Source organism: Cellulomonas humilata (assembly GCF_013359775.1).
In the GTDB taxonomy this organism is placed as follows: Bacteria; Actinomycetota; Actinomycetes; order Actinomycetales; family Cellulomonadaceae; genus Cellulomonas; species Cellulomonas humilata.
The window spans coordinates 1-14,324 of record NZ_JABMCI010000059.1 but is presented as its reverse complement, the minus strand read 5'-3'; the positions used below and the strand labels follow the sequence as shown (position 1 = coordinate 14,324).

15 protein-coding genes are annotated in these 14,324 nt (G+C 73.1%); 6 read left to right on the top strand and 9 right to left on the bottom strand.

Annotated features, from left to right (window positions below; genetic code table 11):
• Positions 1 to 100 precede the first annotated feature (100 nt).
• Complete coding sequence (greA, locus tag HP550_RS07320; RefSeq protein ID WP_175346937.1) at positions 101 to 586, top strand: transcription elongation factor GreA; 486 nt, start codon at positions 101 to 103, stop codon at positions 584 to 586.
• A 59-nt stretch (positions 587 to 645) separates the two neighbouring features.
• Here greA and ilvA read toward each other — a convergent pair whose 3' ends face one another.
• From ilvA to HP550_RS07305, 3 genes are read right to left on the bottom strand one after another with little or no spacing between them, the layout of a single operon-like run.
• Complete coding sequence (ilvA, locus tag HP550_RS07315) at positions 646 to 1,848, bottom strand: threonine ammonia-lyase (RefSeq protein WP_175346936.1); 1,203 nt, start codon at positions 1,846 to 1,848, stop codon at positions 646 to 648.
• Entirely contained in the window at positions 1,845 to 3,143 is a 1,299-nt protein-coding gene (locus HP550_RS07310) for an AI-2E family transporter (protein WP_175346935.1), read from the bottom strand. Before HP550_RS07310 ends, ilvA begins: the two co-directional genes overlap by 4 nt.
• On the bottom strand, positions 3,140 to 4,372 hold the full coding sequence (locus HP550_RS07305; RefSeq protein WP_175346934.1) for a cystathionine gamma-synthase: 1,233 nt from the start codon (positions 4,370 to 4,372) through the stop codon (positions 3,140 to 3,142). Before HP550_RS07305 ends, HP550_RS07310 begins: the two co-directional genes overlap by 4 nt.
• Before the next feature lie 214 nt (positions 4,373 to 4,586).
• On the opposite strand from HP550_RS07305, the gene msrA reads away from it, so the two are divergent.
• On the top strand, positions 4,587 to 5,255 hold the full coding sequence (gene msrA / locus HP550_RS07300; protein WP_175346933.1) for a peptide-methionine (S)-S-oxide reductase MsrA: 669 nt from the start codon (positions 4,587 to 4,589) through the stop codon (positions 5,253 to 5,255).
• Between the two features lie 294 nt (positions 5,256 to 5,549).
• On the opposite strand, the gene HP550_RS07295 is transcribed toward msrA, so the two are convergent.
• On the bottom strand, positions 5,550 to 5,825 hold the full coding sequence (locus tag HP550_RS07295) for an Rdx family protein (protein ID WP_175346932.1): 276 nt from the start codon (positions 5,823 to 5,825) through the stop codon (positions 5,550 to 5,552).
• 65 nt (positions 5,826 to 5,890) lie between these two features.
• Here HP550_RS07295 and HP550_RS07290 point away from each other — a divergent pair, with 65 nt between their 5' ends.
• Positions 5,891 to 6,730, top strand: coding sequence for a CPBP family glutamic-type intramembrane protease (locus HP550_RS07290; RefSeq protein WP_175346931.1), 840 nt, complete (start codon positions 5,891 to 5,893; stop codon positions 6,728 to 6,730).
• Between the two features lie 9 nt (positions 6,731 to 6,739).
• Positions 6,740 to 7,984, top strand: a complete 1,245-nt coding sequence (locus HP550_RS07285; RefSeq protein ID WP_175346930.1) for a D-arabinono-1,4-lactone oxidase — start codon at positions 6,740 to 6,742, stop codon at positions 7,982 to 7,984.
• A gap of 60 nt (positions 7,985 to 8,044) precedes the next feature.
• On the opposite strand, the gene HP550_RS07280 is transcribed toward HP550_RS07285, so the two are convergent.
• Genes HP550_RS07280 through HP550_RS07270 form a run of 3 tightly spaced genes read right to left on the bottom strand, consistent with a single transcriptional unit; the run spans position 8,045 to position 10,279 of the window.
• A complete protein-coding gene (locus HP550_RS07280) occupies positions 8,045 to 8,956 on the bottom strand; it encodes a transglutaminase-like domain-containing protein (RefSeq protein WP_175346929.1) in 912 nt (303 codons plus the stop codon).
• 33 nt (positions 8,957 to 8,989) lie between these two features.
• On the bottom strand, positions 8,990 to 9,814 hold the full coding sequence (locus HP550_RS07275) for a MerR family transcriptional regulator (protein WP_175346928.1): 825 nt from the start codon (positions 9,812 to 9,814) through the stop codon (positions 8,990 to 8,992).
• 57 nt (positions 9,815 to 9,871) lie between these two features.
• Positions 9,872 to 10,279 carry an FKBP-type peptidyl-prolyl cis-trans isomerase gene (locus tag HP550_RS07270; protein WP_175346927.1) on the bottom strand — a complete coding sequence of 136 codons (408 nt, stop codon included), beginning with the start codon at positions 10,277 to 10,279 and terminating at the stop codon, positions 9,872 to 9,874.
• A 110-nt stretch (positions 10,280 to 10,389) separates the two neighbouring features.
• Here HP550_RS07270 and HP550_RS07265 point away from each other — a divergent pair, with 110 nt between their 5' ends.
• Together HP550_RS07265 and HP550_RS07260 are read left to right on the top strand one after the other, a co-directional pair.
• The gene (locus HP550_RS07265) at positions 10,390 to 11,259 is read left to right on the top strand and encodes an alpha/beta fold hydrolase (RefSeq protein ID WP_175346926.1); all 870 of its coding nucleotides are present in this window, start codon (positions 10,390 to 10,392) and stop codon (positions 11,257 to 11,259) included.
• A complete protein-coding gene (locus tag HP550_RS07260) occupies positions 11,252 to 11,839 on the top strand; it encodes a WHG domain-containing protein (protein ID WP_175346925.1) in 588 nt (195 codons plus the stop codon). The genes HP550_RS07265 and HP550_RS07260 overlap by 8 nt, the downstream gene beginning before the upstream one ends.
• On the opposite strand, the gene HP550_RS07255 is transcribed toward HP550_RS07260, so the two are convergent.
• Positions 11,832 to 12,845 (bottom strand): acetylxylan esterase, encoded by a 1,014-nt coding sequence (locus HP550_RS07255; RefSeq protein ID WP_175346924.1) that lies wholly within the window; start codon positions 12,843 to 12,845, stop codon positions 11,832 to 11,834. The two genes, HP550_RS07260 and HP550_RS07255, sit on opposite strands and share 8 nt — an antisense overlap.
• Before the next feature lie 59 nt (positions 12,846 to 12,904).
• Positions 12,905 to 14,290, bottom strand: a complete 1,386-nt coding sequence (locus HP550_RS07250; RefSeq protein WP_175346923.1) for a cystathionine beta-synthase — start codon at positions 14,288 to 14,290, stop codon at positions 12,905 to 12,907.
• Between the last annotated feature and the right edge of the window lie 34 nt (positions 14,291 to 14,324).

The following is a 14,324-nucleotide window of genomic DNA, read 5'->3' as shown; positions in this document are numbered from 1 at the left end:
CGCGTCCCTCGATGCGTCCGCCCGCTCGGACTGCCGTGCGCTGCACCCCCCGGAGCAGCGCAGACCGGCACGTCCGGCACACGTCAGGAAAGGAGCGATCGTGACCGATACGACTGCGGCCACATGGTTGACCCAGGAGGCCTACGACCGCCTCACGGCCGAGCTCGCGCACCTCGAGGGCGAGGGCAGCGCCGAGGTCATCGAGCGCATCGCCGCAGCCCGCGACGAGGGTGACCTCAAGGAGAACGGCGGCTACCACGCCGCGCGTGAGGAGCAGGCGAAGCAGGCTGCTCGCATCCGAGAGCTCAAGGAGAAGCTGCGCAACGTCCAGATCGGGACCCCGCCGGACGACGGCGTCGTCGAGCCGGGCATGGTGGTCACGGCCCTGGTGGCCGGCGACGAGATGGTCTTCCTCCTCGGCTCGCGCGAGATCGCCGGGACCTCCGACATCGAGGTCTTCTCGCCCACGTCCCCGCTCGGTGCGGCCATCAACGGCTGCAAGATCGGCGACTCGACGACGTATAAGGCGCCGAACGGTCGGGAGATCCCGGTCGAGATCACGGACGCGAAGCCCTTCGCGGGCTGACCGCACCCCCCGCACCACCGGCGAGGCGCCACCCAGCGGGGTGGCGCCTCGTTCCGCGTTCAGCCGTCGGTGAGCCGGTAGCCCGCCGCGCGCAGGTGCTGGAGGACGTACTCGCAGTGGTCGGGGCCCTTGGTCTCCACCTGCACCACGATCGCGACCTCGTCCAGCTGGAGGTCCCCGACCGTCCGCGCGTGCGAGACGTGCATGACGTTCCCGCCCGTGTCCGCCAGCGCCCGCAGCAGGTCCGCGAGCGCGCCGGGGGTGTCGTCGATCCGCACCTGGAGCTGGAGGAACCGGCCCGCCGAGGCGAGCCCGTGCCGGACCACGCGCATGAGCACCAGCGGGTCGATGTTGCCCCCGGACAGGATCGCGACCACGGGACCCGTGATCGGTCCGACGCCCGCCATCAGGGCCGCGGCGGCAGCGGCGCCCGAGGGCTCGACCAGCATCTTGGCGCGTTCGGCGACCAGCAGCAGCGCCCGCGAGAGGTCCTCCTCGGAGACGCACTGCACCTCGACGTGGTGGGACGCGAGGATCCCGAACGGCACGGTGCCCGGCGTCCCGACCGCGATGCCGTCGGCCATGGTGCGCAGCTCCGGCGCGGGGATCGGGTGACCCGCGGCGAGCGACGCGGGGTACGCGGCGGCGCGGGCAGCCTGCACCCCGATCACCCGCACGTCCGGCCGCAGCTCCGCCAGGGCAGCGACCACCCCGGCCGCCAGCCCACCGCCCCCGACCGGCACGATCACGGTCGCCACGTCGGGCACCTGCTCGACGATCTCGAGCGCGATGGTCCCCTGCCCGGCGACGACGTCCTCGTGGTCGAACGGGTGGATGAGGACCGCGCCGGTGCGGTCGGCGAACTCGCGCGCGTGCACCAGGGCCTCGTCCACGGACGCGCCGACCAGCTCCACCCGGGCGCCGTAGTCCCGCGTCGCCGCGATCTTGGGCAGCGCGGCGTCGGCCGGCATGAACACCACGGCTGTGAGGCCGAGCATCCGGGCGGCGAGCGCCACGCCCTGCGCGTGGTTGCCGGCACTGGCCGCGACGACGCCGCGCGCCTGCTCCTCGGGCGACAGCCTGGCCATCCGCACGTACGCGCCGCGGAGCTTGAACGACCCCGCCCGCTGGAGGTTCTCGCACTTGAGCCACACCTCCGCGCCGCACACCTGCGAGAGGGCACGGCTCAGCTGCACCGGCGTGCGGTCCGCGACTCCCTCCAACAGCGTCGCGGCGGCCCGGACGTCGGCCAGACCGGTCATCGGGCGTCCGACGGTGTCGGCCCGCCGGGCTCGCCGGCGTCGTCGGCCTCGGTGCCCGCCACCGGGGCGGGCGGGTCGTCGTCGGCACGGTCCGCGGCCTCCGCCTGCGTGGCGACGCGCTCGGACGTCGCCTCGGCCACCTGCGCGATGGACCGGTCCAGCACCGGGTGCCCTCGACCCCGGACGGGCACGTGGTCGGCGGTGCCCAGCTGCGGGAACTTGTCGTGTCCGTGCAGGTACAGGAGCACCGTGTTCAGGGTCGCCGCGATCGGCACCGCGAACAGCGCGCCCACGATCCCGGCGACGAACGACCCGGCCGCCACCGACAGCAGGACCGCGACCGGGTGGAGCGAGACGGCGTGGCCCATGAGGAACGGCTGGAGCACGTGCCCCTCGAGCTGCTGCACCAGCACCACGACGGCGAGCATCCAGATGGCCGACGCCGGCCCGTTCGACACGAGCGCCACGAGGATCGCGACCGAGCCGGTGACGACGGCGCCCACGATCGGGATGAACGACCCCAGGAACACCAGCACGGCCAGCGGGAGCGCGAGCGGCACCTGGAGGATCGCCGCGCCGAGCCCGATGCCGAGCGCGTCGACGGCGGCGACCAGGATCTGCGTCCGCGTGTAGGCACCGAGCGTGACGATCCCGCGCCGACCGGCCTGGTGGACGTGCTCGCGGGACCCGCGCGGCAGCAGCCCGACGACCCACGCCCAGATGGTGCGGCCGTCGAGCAGGAAGAAGAACGTGCAGAACAGGGCGATGAGCGAGCCGGCGGCGACGTGCGCGACGGTGGTCGTCGCGTGCAGCGCCCCGGAGACCAGCTCGGAGCTGCCGCCGCTGAGCGAGGCCTGCAGCCTGTCCATCCAGCCGGAGATGTCGGTGGTGGTCAGCTGGAGCGGGCCCTCGGCCAACCAGGTGGTCAGCTTGTCGATGCCCTGCGCCGCCTGGTCCCACAGCTCCCCGAAGCCCTTGACGATCGAGCGCCCCGCGAGCGTGAGCAGACCGGCCACCACGGCGATCAGGGCCACCAGCCCGACCCCCACGGCCGCGGCCCGGGGCAGGCGTGCCGTCCGCTGGACCCAGCCGACGAACGGCGTGAGGAGCACGGTGAGCAGCAGCGCGACCGCGATGGGGACGACGACGACCTTGAGCTCGCTCAGGAGCCACAGCAGCACCGCGAGCGCGGCGCCGATGAGCAGCAGCCGCCAGGACCAGGCGGCGGCGTTGCGGACCGACGACGGGACCGCCTGGTCGCCGACGGGCTTCGCGGTCTCGACCGGGGCGCTCACGCGTCGCGCCCGGCGGCCAGCGCGGCGTCGAGGTCCGCGAGCAGGTCCGCGACGTCCTCGATGCCGACCGACAGGCGCACGAGGTCGTCGGGCACCTCGAGCGCGGTGCCCGCCACCGACCCGTGGGTCATCTTGTGCGGGTGCTCGACCAGCGACTCGACGCCGCCGAGCGACTCCGCGAGCGTGAACACGTGGGTGGCGCCGCAGAACGCCAGCGCCGACGACTCGCTGCCGGTGCGGAACGAGACCATGCCACCGAACCCGCTCATCTGGCGCGCGGCCACCTCGTGCCCGGGGTGGCTGTCCAAGCCGGGGTAGATCACGGACGTGACGGCGTCGTGCCCCGCCAGGAACTCCGCGACCGCGCGCGCGTTGCTCTCGTGCCGGTCCATCCGCACGGCGAGCGTCTTGAGCCCGCGCAGGGTCAGCCAGGCGTCGAACGGCCCCGCCACCGCGCCCGACGCGTTCTGGTGGAACCGCACGGCGTCGGCCAGGCTCGTCGTCCCCGTCGGACCGTCGAGCCCCACCGGGAGCTGGGCACCGTCCGCGACGACGAGCGCCCCACCGACGACGTCGGAGTGCCCGCCGATGTACTTGGTGGTCGAGTGCACGACGACGTCCGCACCGAGCGCGAGCGGCTGCTGGAGGTACGGCGTCGCGAAGGTGTTGTCGACGACCAGCAGCGCGCCGGCCGCGCGGGCGTGGGCCGCGAGCACGGCGATGTCGGCGATGCCCAGCAGCGGGTTGGTCGGCGTCTCCACCCAGACCACCTTCGTGCGGCCCGGCTGGATCGCGGCGAGCACCGCGTCGGGGTCGGACAGGTCGACCGGCGTGTGCTCGATGCCCCACGGCCCGAAGACGCGCGCGATCAGGCGGTACGTGCCGCCGTACGCGTCGTTGGGGACGACGACGTGGTCACCCGGGCGCAGGGTCGCGCGCAGCAGCGTGTCCTCCGCCGCGAGGCCCGACGAGAACGCGAAGCCCGCCGCTCCCCCCTCGGCCGCGGCCAGCGCCGACTCGAGCGCCGTGCGTGTGGGGTTGGCCGAGCGCGAGTACTCGTACCCGCCGCGCAGCCCGCCGACGCCGTCCTGCTTGTACGTCGAGGTCGCGTAGATGGGCGGGACGACCGCCCCGGTGGTGGGGTCCGGGTCCTGACCTGCATGGATGGCGCGGGTCGAGAAGCCTGCGGAGGCCCAGTCGTCGTCGTGGGGGGTCGCGTGGTTCGTCACGGGTCAAGGCTAGGCGCTCGCGACGGAACCGCCCCGCTGGGGGCTCAGGGGTGCGCCGTTGGTGCGCTCATGGTCATGCGATCGTGCGCTCTCGGTCTGGTATTGGTTCGGTCAAGAGATTCCCACGCTCCTGGGAACACGGACCGGGTGCGCACCGTTGCAGATCCCGGGAGGACCCAGGTGACCAACCGGGCTCCCGGAGAGGATCACGACCATGAACTGGCTGTTTGGATCTGCCCTCAAGACCACGATGGTGGCCCCCGAGAAGGCGCTCGCCGGACGCGACCGCTACCCCTACTCCCTCCCGACGACCCACACCGTCCTCGGCACCCCCCTGCAGGGGCCGTGGCCCGACGGCACCGAGGTCCTCTACGTCGCGATGGGCTGTTTCTGGGGCGCCGAGCGCACCTTCTGGACGATCCCCGGCGTGGTGACCACCGCGGTCGGCTACCAGGGTGGGTTCACGCCCTTCCCCACCTACGAGGAGACGTGCACCGCGCTGACCGGGCACACCGAGATGGTGCTGGTCGCGTACGACCCGTCGGTCGTCTCGGCTGAGGACCTGCTGCGCACCTTCTGGGAGTCCCACAACCCGACGCAGGGGTACCGGCAAGGCAACGACGTCGGCACCCAGTACCGGTCCGCGATCTACACCACCACGCCCGAGCAGGAGCTTGCTGCGCGCACGACGCGCGACGCGTACCAGCCGCGGCTGACGCGGTCCGGCTTCGGGGAGATCACCACGGAGATCCGGTCGGCCGACGACGCCGGCACGTTCTACTACGCCGAGGGCTACCACCAGCAGTACCTCGACAAGAACCCGAACGGCTACTGCGGCCTGGGTGGCACGGGCGTCTCCTGCCCGCGTCCGACGGGCGCCTGACCTCGACGCGTCCCGCTCGCCGGCTCCGGTCGCGGGCGGGACGCACCCGTCGGCGGATGTACGGGTGGGTGGCCGACGTGCCCCCGCTGTCGGCCACCCACCCGCCATGGGGCCGGCCAGGTCCCCGTCGTCCCGGCCGGCCACCCTCGGCGTCGTCCTTGGCGGACCGGCTGGGTCGCTCTCCCTGCCGGTCCGCGGCGAACGTATCGACGCCCGGCGCGACACGTCTACGACTGTCCACCTGGTGCTGGACCCTGGTCCACCTGCACCTATGTCCAGGTATGTCCGCCCGGGTCAGCCTTCCGAGTGCCCCAGCGGCTTGTCCGGCGCCACCAGGTCCCGCACCAGCCGCTTCAGCTCGGGCAGGTCCGGGAACCCACCCCGCTCCGCCCGGTCCCACACCAGCGCGCCGTCCACCTCAACCTGGAACACGCCACCGGTCGCCGGTCGCAGCGCCACCTCCCCCAGCTCCCGGTGGAACGTGGTCAGCAGCTCCTGCTGGTACCAGGCGGCCCGCAGGAGCCAGCGGCACTGCGTGCAGTAGGTGATGGCGATGCGCGGGAGGTCCATCGCGCAAGTGTCGCCCAGTGCGGGGTGACCAGACAGACTGACGGTCCACACCCTGGAGGCCGACCGTGCACGACGCAGCTCCCGCCGTCGACATCCCGCGGCTGACCCGCCACACGGCCGGCCGCGTCCTCGCCGCGGTCCTCGTCTGCGGCGCGGCCGTCCTGCTGTTCGCTGTCCACGTCCGCCCGCTCGGCTACCTGCCGCTGGTGCTGGGCGTCGCGCTCGGGCTGGTCGTCGACAAGCGCCTCGGCAAGGACCTCGCGCTCATCGCCCTCGGCCAGGTGATCATCAGCACGATCTCGCTGAAGGCCGACCTGTCGAACGTGGGCATGCTCAAGTTCACGGTGGCGCTGGGCCTGGCCGTCGTCGTCCCGACGCTCATCTCCAGCAGGGTCTTCCACGACGACAAGATCCACTTCCCGGTACGCACGGGCCGCCGCTGGGACCGCTGGCAAGCGCTCTACCTGGTGGCTGTCGCGATCGCCGCCTACCTGATCCTGCCCGCGTACTTCCTCGGCTCAGGCGTGTGGCGGAACTGGCCGGACCTCGACGGGGCCGGCGACATCGCGCGGCTGTTCGTCGGGGTCAACGCGGTGGGCATCTGGGACGAGCTGTTCTTCATCTGCGTGGTGCTCGCCCTGCTGCGCCCGCACTTCCCGTTCTGGCTGGCCAACCTGCTCCAGGCGACGGTGTTCGTGTCGTTCCTGTGGGAGCTGGGCTACCGCGAGTGGGGTCCGCTGCTGACCATCCCGTTCGCGCTGATCCAGGGCTGGATCTTCCGCCGGACCGCGTCGCTGAGCTACGTCGTCGCCGTGCACCTGCTGTTCGACCTCATCGTCTTCCTGGTCCTCGTGCACGCGCACGACCCCAGCCTGTTCGACATCTTCCTCACGGGCGGGTCGTAGGTTGGACCGGTGACACTGACCAACTGGGCCGGCAACTACACGTACCGCGCGCCGGTCGTGCACCACCCGAGCACCGTGCCCGAGCTGCAGGAGCTGGTCGCGGGATCGCCGAGGATCCGGGCCCTGGGCACCCGACACTGCTTCAACGACCTCGCCGACGACCCCGCCGCCCTCGTCGTCCTGGACGGCCTCGAGGCTGCCCCGGAGATCGACGCGGACGCGCGGACCGTGACGGTCACCGCCGGCACGCGGTACGGCACGCTCGCGCAGCACCTGCACCCCGCCGGCTGGGCCGTGCACAACCTCGCCTCGCTGCCGCACATCTCCGTGGCGGGCGCGGTCGCCACGGCCACGCACGGGTCGGGCGACCGGAGTCAGAACCTCGCCGCTGCGGTCGCCGCGCTCGAGATCGTCGGCCCCGACGGGGCGATCAGGACGGTCCGCCGCGGCGACGCCGACTTCGCCGGCTCGGTCGTCGCGCTGGGGGCCCTGGGCGTCGCCGCCCGCGTCACCCTCGACATCGAGCCCACCTTCGACGTCGCCCAGGAGGTCCACCTCGACCTGCCGTGGACCGCCGCGCTGGAGCACCTCGACGAGCTGACCAGCAGCGCGGACTCCGTGAGCCTCTTCACCGACTGGACCGGCGACACGATCGCTCAGGTCTGGCGCAAGACGCGCGTCACGCCCGACTACCGGCTGCGCACCGAGCTCTTCGGTGCGACGCCCGCCGACGGCCCCCGCCACCCGCTGCCCGGCATCGACCCCGTGAACTGCACCGCGCAGCTGGGCGAGCCCGGCCCGTGGCACGACCGCCTGCCGCACTTCCGGATGGACTTCACGCCGAGCAACGGCGACGAGCTCCAGTCGGAGTTCCTCGTCCCGCGCGCCCACGCGGTCGCGGCGCTGGAGGCGATCCGCTCGCTGGCCGACCGGATCGCGCCGCTGCTCCAGGTCACCGAGGTCCGCACGATCGCCGGCGACGACCTCTGGCTGTCGACGGCCGAGGGCGGCGACCGCGTGGGCCTGCACTTCACGTGGCTGCCCCGGCAGCCGGAGGTCGAGGCCCTGCTGCCGACGATCGAGGCCGCGCTGGCTCCGTTCGACGCGCGCCCGCACTGGGGCAAGCTCTTCGCCGACGAGGGCCGGGACCTCGCGCGCCTCTACCCGCGCTGGGACGACTTCCGGTCACTCGTCGCGCGCACGGACCCCGAGGGTGTCTTCCGCAACGACTTCCTGGACCGGCACGTCCTCTAGGACTCGCAACGTCCGAGGATGTGCGCGCTATGGCGCTCGCTTCCTCGGACGCTGCACAGGTCACGACCGCCAGCGGTTCACCTTCGCGACGAGGTCCGCGTCCCCCACCCTCCCGGTCGGCGAGAGCGTCACGACGGCGTCAGGTCGGAGCCGCGGATCGGTCGCGTACCGCTCGGCCAACGCATCCTCGGCGCCGGCCGAACCTGCGTCCGCGGCCACCAGCAGCTCCGCGACCTCGTCGGCCAACCGGTCCAGCTCGTCCGCGGGCGTCGGCGTCTCGGGCAGCGTGTCCCCCCACACGTCCCAGAGCAGCAGCTCGTCGCGCTCGCGGTGCGCCAGCTCGGTGACCACGTAGCCGCGCACGAACTCCGGACCGCACAGGAACGGCAGCGAGGGGTCGACCCCGTAGCTCGACACGTCGAGGCCGCCGCGGCGGTGCGCCAGCCAGACCTCCGCCGCGGTCTCGAAGGGCGCTCCCAACCCCGTCGCCATGTCGTGCGAGTCGAACCCGAACCAGTTCTCGGCCATGTCGAGCTCGGGGTCGAACCGCACCCAGCGCGACCCGTCCCAGTACTCGCCGACCACGTGGTCGTGGTGGAACCCGGGGCGGAAGTAGCCCGAGAACCCGACCCGGCTGCGCGCCGGGATCCCGTGCTCGCGCAGCACCGCGACGGCCACCAGGGTGTGGTCGCGGCAGCACCCGGCGAGCTGCTGGGCGGGCTCCCGAGCGCTGGTGAGGGGGCCGGCGGACCGCCGCTGCGACTCGTCGAGCAGGGCGGAGAGCCAGCGCAGGTCGATGTCCGCGTCCTGCCCCGGCCCCAGCTGGTCCGCGCCGCCCCGGTAGTGGATGACCACCGAGCAGGCGGCCGCGTGCAGCGACCCAGGGTCGGTGGCCACGGCGGCGAGCAGGGGCGCGTGCGGGCCGGGGTCGGAGAACCGGCTGTGGGTGGCGTAGTCGGCGAGCTCAGGCATGAGGCCAGCCTGGAGCCTGCCCCAGGGGCAGGGTCAAGAGACCGGCCGGGCGACGTGCACGACGACGCCCTCGTCGGACCACGGCACGGGGTAGATCTCGCGCTCGGGGCCGCCCTGTGCGCGACCGCCGGACGCGAACCAGGTCTCCAGCGCGACGTACGCACCGATGATCTCGGGGTACCGGCAGTCGGCGGCGGTCACGGGGACGTAGGCCAGCGTCTGCGCGGGCTCCTGCCGCAGCGTGACGGCGCCGGCGGGCGCGATCGCCCCCTCGTACGGCACGCACGTCTCGATGGGCCCGTCACCGTCGAAGCCCACGGCTCCGTGGAACAGCACCCAGAACTCCGCCGTGTACGCGGCCCCGCCCGCGTCGAGGAACGCCCGCAGCTCGAGGACGTCCGACGTCAGCGACGCGACCAGGTCCTCCTGGAGCACGGGGTGCCGTACCGACGCCACCGTCCGCGCACCGACCTCCTCGACCACGACGTCGTCCACCCCGAACCGACCCGTCCGCGGTGGCCCGTCCGGTTCCCCGAGGACGTGCAGGACCAGGTCCAGCTCGGGCCCGCGCTCGGTGAGCTCCCGCTGCCGCCCGTCCCACCAGGACCGGATCGCGGCCGCCTGCCCGGCGCTCGTCGCGAGCACGTCAGCGATCGTGCCGAGCGGCATCTCGAGCCGCCGCAGCAGCGAGATCGTGTGCGCCCTGCCCAGCTGGTCGAGGTCGTAGTAGCGGTACCCGCTGCCCGGGTCCACGCGGACCGGCTCGAGGAGCCCGCGGGCGTCGTACAGCCGCAGGGCCTTGAGCGAGAGCCCGGTCCGCCGCGCGAACTCCCCGATCGTCACCTCGCCGTCGGCCACGGCCCGAGGATAGCGACGGCCCCCTCCCCAGGAGGCAGAGGGGGCCGTCGCGGAACGTCAGTTGCTGGTGCCGACGATGTCGACGACGAAGACCAGCGTGTCCCCGCCCTTGATCCCGGCCTGCGGCGCGCCGCGGTCGCCGTAGCCCAGGTGCGACGGGATCGACAGCAGCACGCGCGAGCCGACCTGCTGGCCGACGAGGCCCTCGTCCCAGCCGCCGATGACCGCGCCGACGCCGATCGGGAAGCTGATCGAGGAGCCGCGGTCGTACGAGTTGTCGAACACACCGCCCTGCCAGGACTGGCCGAGGTAGTGCACCTCGAGGTCGTCGCCGGCCTCGACGAGGGCGCCGTCGCCGCGGGACAGGACCACGACCTCGAGCTCTGCGGACGGCGAGGCGTCGGGGAAGGTCAGCGTCGGCTTCTGGCCGTAGGAACCGGAGACCTCGGGCAGCGCTGCGGACATGGGGGTACTCCTTCAGTGGATGACAGTGCGCGCCCATCTTGCCAACCTCGACCGACAGTCGCCGAACCGAGGGGTTGACCGCGTTGGCTAATGGCATTAGCTTTTTCTCCATGACGACCCTCCAGCACCTCCAGCGCCCCGAGGGGCGAATCGCCTACACGGTCGACGGACCCGCCACGGGACCGCTGGTCGTGCTCGTCCCCGGCATGGGGGACCTCCGGAGCACGTGGCGCGAGCTCGTCGGTCCGCTGGCGGACGCGGGCCACCGCGTGGCCGTCCTGGACCTGCGCGGCCACGGCGACTCCGACACCACCTTCTCGACGCACGGCGACGTGGTGACCGGTCAGGACACCCTCGCGCTCGTCGAGCACCTCGGTGGTCCGGCCGTCCTCGTCGGCAACTCCATGGGCGCCGGCGCGGTGGCCTGGGTGGCGGCCGAGCGTCCCGACCTCGTCGCCGGGCTGGTGCTCACGGGCCCGTTCCTGCGCGACCGCCCGATGCCGGCGATCGCGGTCGCCACGATGCACGGCCTCGAGCGGCTGCTGTTCTCCCGCCCGTGGGGGGCCGCCGTGTGGGCCTCGTACTACCGCGGCTACCTCAACCGCGGGATCAAGGCCCCGTGGCTCGACGAGCACGTCGCCGACGTGCGCGCCGCGATGACGGACCCCGCCCACCTGCGCTCCTTCCGGCACCTGTCCGTCCAGCTCACCCACGCGCCGGTCGAGGCGCGCGTGGCGGAGATCGTCGCGCCGGCCGTCGCCTTCGTCGGCGCGATCGACCCCGACTTCGCCGACCCCGCGGCGGAGGCGGACTGGCTGCGCAGCGTGCTCGACGGGGAGGTCGTCGTGATCCCGGACGTCGCGCACTACCCGCAGATCCAGGCCCCCGAGGTCGTCGTCCCGCGCACGCTCGCGTTCCTCGCCGACCTTCCCCGGGACGCCGCCGGGCGGTTCCAGGTGGGCGCGGACGCCCGTGCCTAGGGCAGGCCTCGACCGTGCCGTCGTCGTCGACCTGGCCCTCGGGGTCGTCGACGACGGCGGCCCCACGGGCTTCGCCGACCTGACGCTCGCGGCCGTGGCCGCCCGGGCGGGCGTCGCGGTGCCGAGCCTCTACAAGCACGTCGCGGGCCTGCCCGCCCTGCGCCGGGAGGTCGCGCTCGTCTGCGTCGAGGACTTCGTCGCGACGCTCGGAGCCGTCCGCGCCCAGCACACCGGCGCCGACCTGCTCCCCGCCATGGCCCACGCCACCCGGGACCTCGCCCGGCGCTCCCCCGGGCGCTACCAGGCGGTCCAGGGCACCTCATGGGTCCGCGACCCCGACGCGGTCCTCGTCCAGCAGGCGGGCGCCCGGGCGGTGACGGAGCTGTCCACGGCCGTCGCCGCCCTCGGCGTGCCCGACGACCGCCGGATCGACGCCGTCCGCGCGTTCCGCGCCGCGGTGCACGGCTTCGTCGTCCTCGAGCTCGAGGGCGGCTTCGGCATGCCCGACGACGTCGACCAGAGCTTCGACTTCCTCGTCGCGGGCCTCGTCGGCGGCCTGGAACGGCTGACGGTCAGCTAGCGCCCACCGGGACGGCGTCCTGCGCCACGACCGCACGCAACCAGCGCAGCTGACGGTCGAGCTGGAACGCCTGGCCGCCCTCGTGCTGGTTGTAGGCGTAGACCTCGATGTCGGTCTGCGGCCGGCTCCCCGTCAGCCCCGCGTAGTGGTTGTACGCGGCGAACACCGTCGACGGCGGGCACGTCTGGTCCCGCAGGGCCACCGAGAACAGGGCCGGTGCCGACGCGCGCCGGGCGAAGTGCACCCCGTCCAGGTAGGACATGGTCCGCAGCACGGTGGCCTCCTGGTCGCGGTGGACCGCGAGATACTGGACCAGCTCGCCGTAGGGGAACGCGTCCGTGATCGCCAGCGCCCGCGGGTAGTGGCACAGGAACGGCACGTCCGGCATGACGGCGACGAGCCCGTCGGCCAGCCCGCCCACCGCCAGCGCGAGCCCGCCACCCTGGCTGATGCCCGCCACCGCCACGCGTGACGCGTCGACCCCGGGCAGCGCCCGCACCGCGTCGACCGCCCGCACGCCGTCCGTGATGAGCCGCCGGTAGTAGTGCTCGTGCGAGTCCAGGACCCCGCGGGTCATCACCCCCGGCGACGCCGGCCCGGATCCCGCGGGGTCGGGCGTGTGACCGCCGTTGCCCCAGGTCGACCCCTGCCCCCGCGTGTCCATCACCAGGTGCACGTACCCGGCGGCAGCCCAGGCGAGCCGCTCGTGCGCGAACCCCCGCCCGCCGCCGTACCCGATGAGCTCGACCACCGCGGGCAGGTCCTCGACGACTCCGGCCGGCCGGGTCACCCAGGCCTTGATGGGGTGCCCGCCGAACCCGGCGAAGGTGACGTCGAACGCCTCGATCACCGTCAACCCTGTGTCCACCGGCACCACGGTCAGGTCGAGGTCGTAGGTCCGCGCCTCGGCGAGCGTCGACCCCCAGAACTCGTCGAAGTCCTGGGGCTCGTCCAGCTCGGGCAGGTAGCGCTCGAGCTCGGGCAGGGGCAGGTCGAACAGGGCCATCGTGCTCCTTCGCAACGGTTCTTCTCACAGGCGGCCGGACAACCGCTGCGCGCGAGAACCTACCGCGCGAGGAAGCCCAGCAGGTCGTGCCGCGTGAGCACCCCGACGGGCGACCCGTCGTCGACCACCATGAGCGCGTCCGCCTTCTGGAGCGCCGACCGCGCGGACTCCACCGACTCCCCCGAGCCGATCAGCGGCAGCGGCGCAGACATGTGCCGGTCCACCCGGTCCGACAGCTCCGCGTCGCCGGAGAACACCGCGTCGAGCAGCTCCCGCTCGCTCACCGCGCCGGCCACCTCGCCGATCTTCACGGGCGGCTCGGCGCCGACCACGGGCATCTGCGAGACGCCGTACTCGTGCAGGATCTCGATGGCGTCGCGCACGGTCTCGTTCGGGTGCGTGTGCACCAGGTCGGGCAGCTGGCCGTTCTTGGTGCGCAGCACGTCCGCCACGGTGGCGCCCTCGTCGGCCGCCAGGAAGCCGTACGACCGCATCCACTTGTCGTTGAAGATCTTGGACAGGTACCCGCGCCCGCTGTCCGGCAGCAGCACCACCATCACCGCCGCGGCCGCCGCGTCGGGGTCCTCCTCCTGGAGCCGCCGGGCGTACCGGAGCGTCGCCTCGACCGCCATGCCGCAGGAGCCACCGACCAGCAGCCCCTCCTCGCGCGCCAGCCGGCGCGTCATGGAGAACGAGTCCGCGTCGGAGACGGCGATGATCTCGTCCGGCACGCTCGGGTCGTACGCGGTGGGCCAGAAGTCCTCGCCGACGCCCTCCACCAGGTACGGCCGCCCGTCGCCGCCGGAGTACACCGAGCCTGCGGGGTCGGCGCCGATGACCACGACCCGCCCCTCGGAGACGTCGTGCAGGTACCGCCCGGTGCCGGTGATGGTGCCACCGGTGCCGACGCCCGCGACCAGGTGCGTCACGCGCCCGTCGGTGTCCGCCCAGATCTCCGGGCCGGTCGTCTCGTAGTGGCTGGCGGGGCCGTTCGGGTTGGCGTACTGGTTCGGCTTCCAGCCGCCCGGGATCTCCTTCGCCAGGCGGTCCGACACCGAGTAGTAGGAGTTCGGGTGGTCGGGGGCCACGGCGGTCGGGGTCACGATGACCTCCGCGCCATAGGCCCGCAGCACGTCGCGCTTGTCCTGGCTGACCTTGTCGGGGCAGACGAACACGCAGCGGTAGCCCTTGCGCTGGGCGACCAGGGCCAGGCCGACGCCGGTGTTGCCGCTGGTCGGCTCGACGATCGTGCCGCCCGGCTTGAGCTCTCCGCTCGCCTCCGCGGCCTCGATCATCTTCAGCGCGATCCGGTCCTTCACGGACCCGCCAGGGTTCATGTACTCGACCTTGGCCAGGATCGTCGCCGTCAGGCCGGCGGTCACGGACGTGAGCTGGACGAGCGGGGTGCCGCCGACGAGCTCCGAGATGTGCTTCGCGTACTTCACTGTCCTGCGCTCCCATGGGTGGCGGGTGTCGGGC

Bases quoted from the DNA above. Each gene is read 5' to 3' on its own strand.
- HP550_RS07255 (WP_175346924.1), bottom strand. From the start codon at position 12,845: ATGGCCCTGTTCGACCTGCCCCTGCCCGAGCTCGAGCGCTACCTGCCC.
- HP550_RS07270 (WP_175346927.1), bottom strand. From the start codon at position 10,279: ATGTCCGCAGCGCTGCCCGAGGTCTCCGGTTCCTACGGCCAGAAGCCG.
- HP550_RS07265 (WP_175346926.1), top strand. From the start codon at position 10,390: ATGACGACCCTCCAGCACCTCCAGCGCCCCGAGGGGCGAATCGCCTAC.
- HP550_RS07280 (WP_175346929.1), bottom strand. From the start codon at position 8,956: ATGCCTGAGCTCGCCGACTACGCCACCCACAGCCGGTTCTCCGACCCC.
- HP550_RS07295 (WP_175346932.1), bottom strand. From the start codon at position 5,825: ATGGACCTCCCGCGCATCGCCATCACCTACTGCACGCAGTGCCGCTGG.
- ilvA (WP_175346936.1), bottom strand. From the start codon at position 1,848: ATGACCGGTCTGGCCGACGTCCGGGCCGCCGCGACGCTGTTGGAGGGA.
- msrA (WP_175346933.1), top strand. From the start codon at position 4,587: ATGAACTGGCTGTTTGGATCTGCCCTCAAGACCACGATGGTGGCCCCC.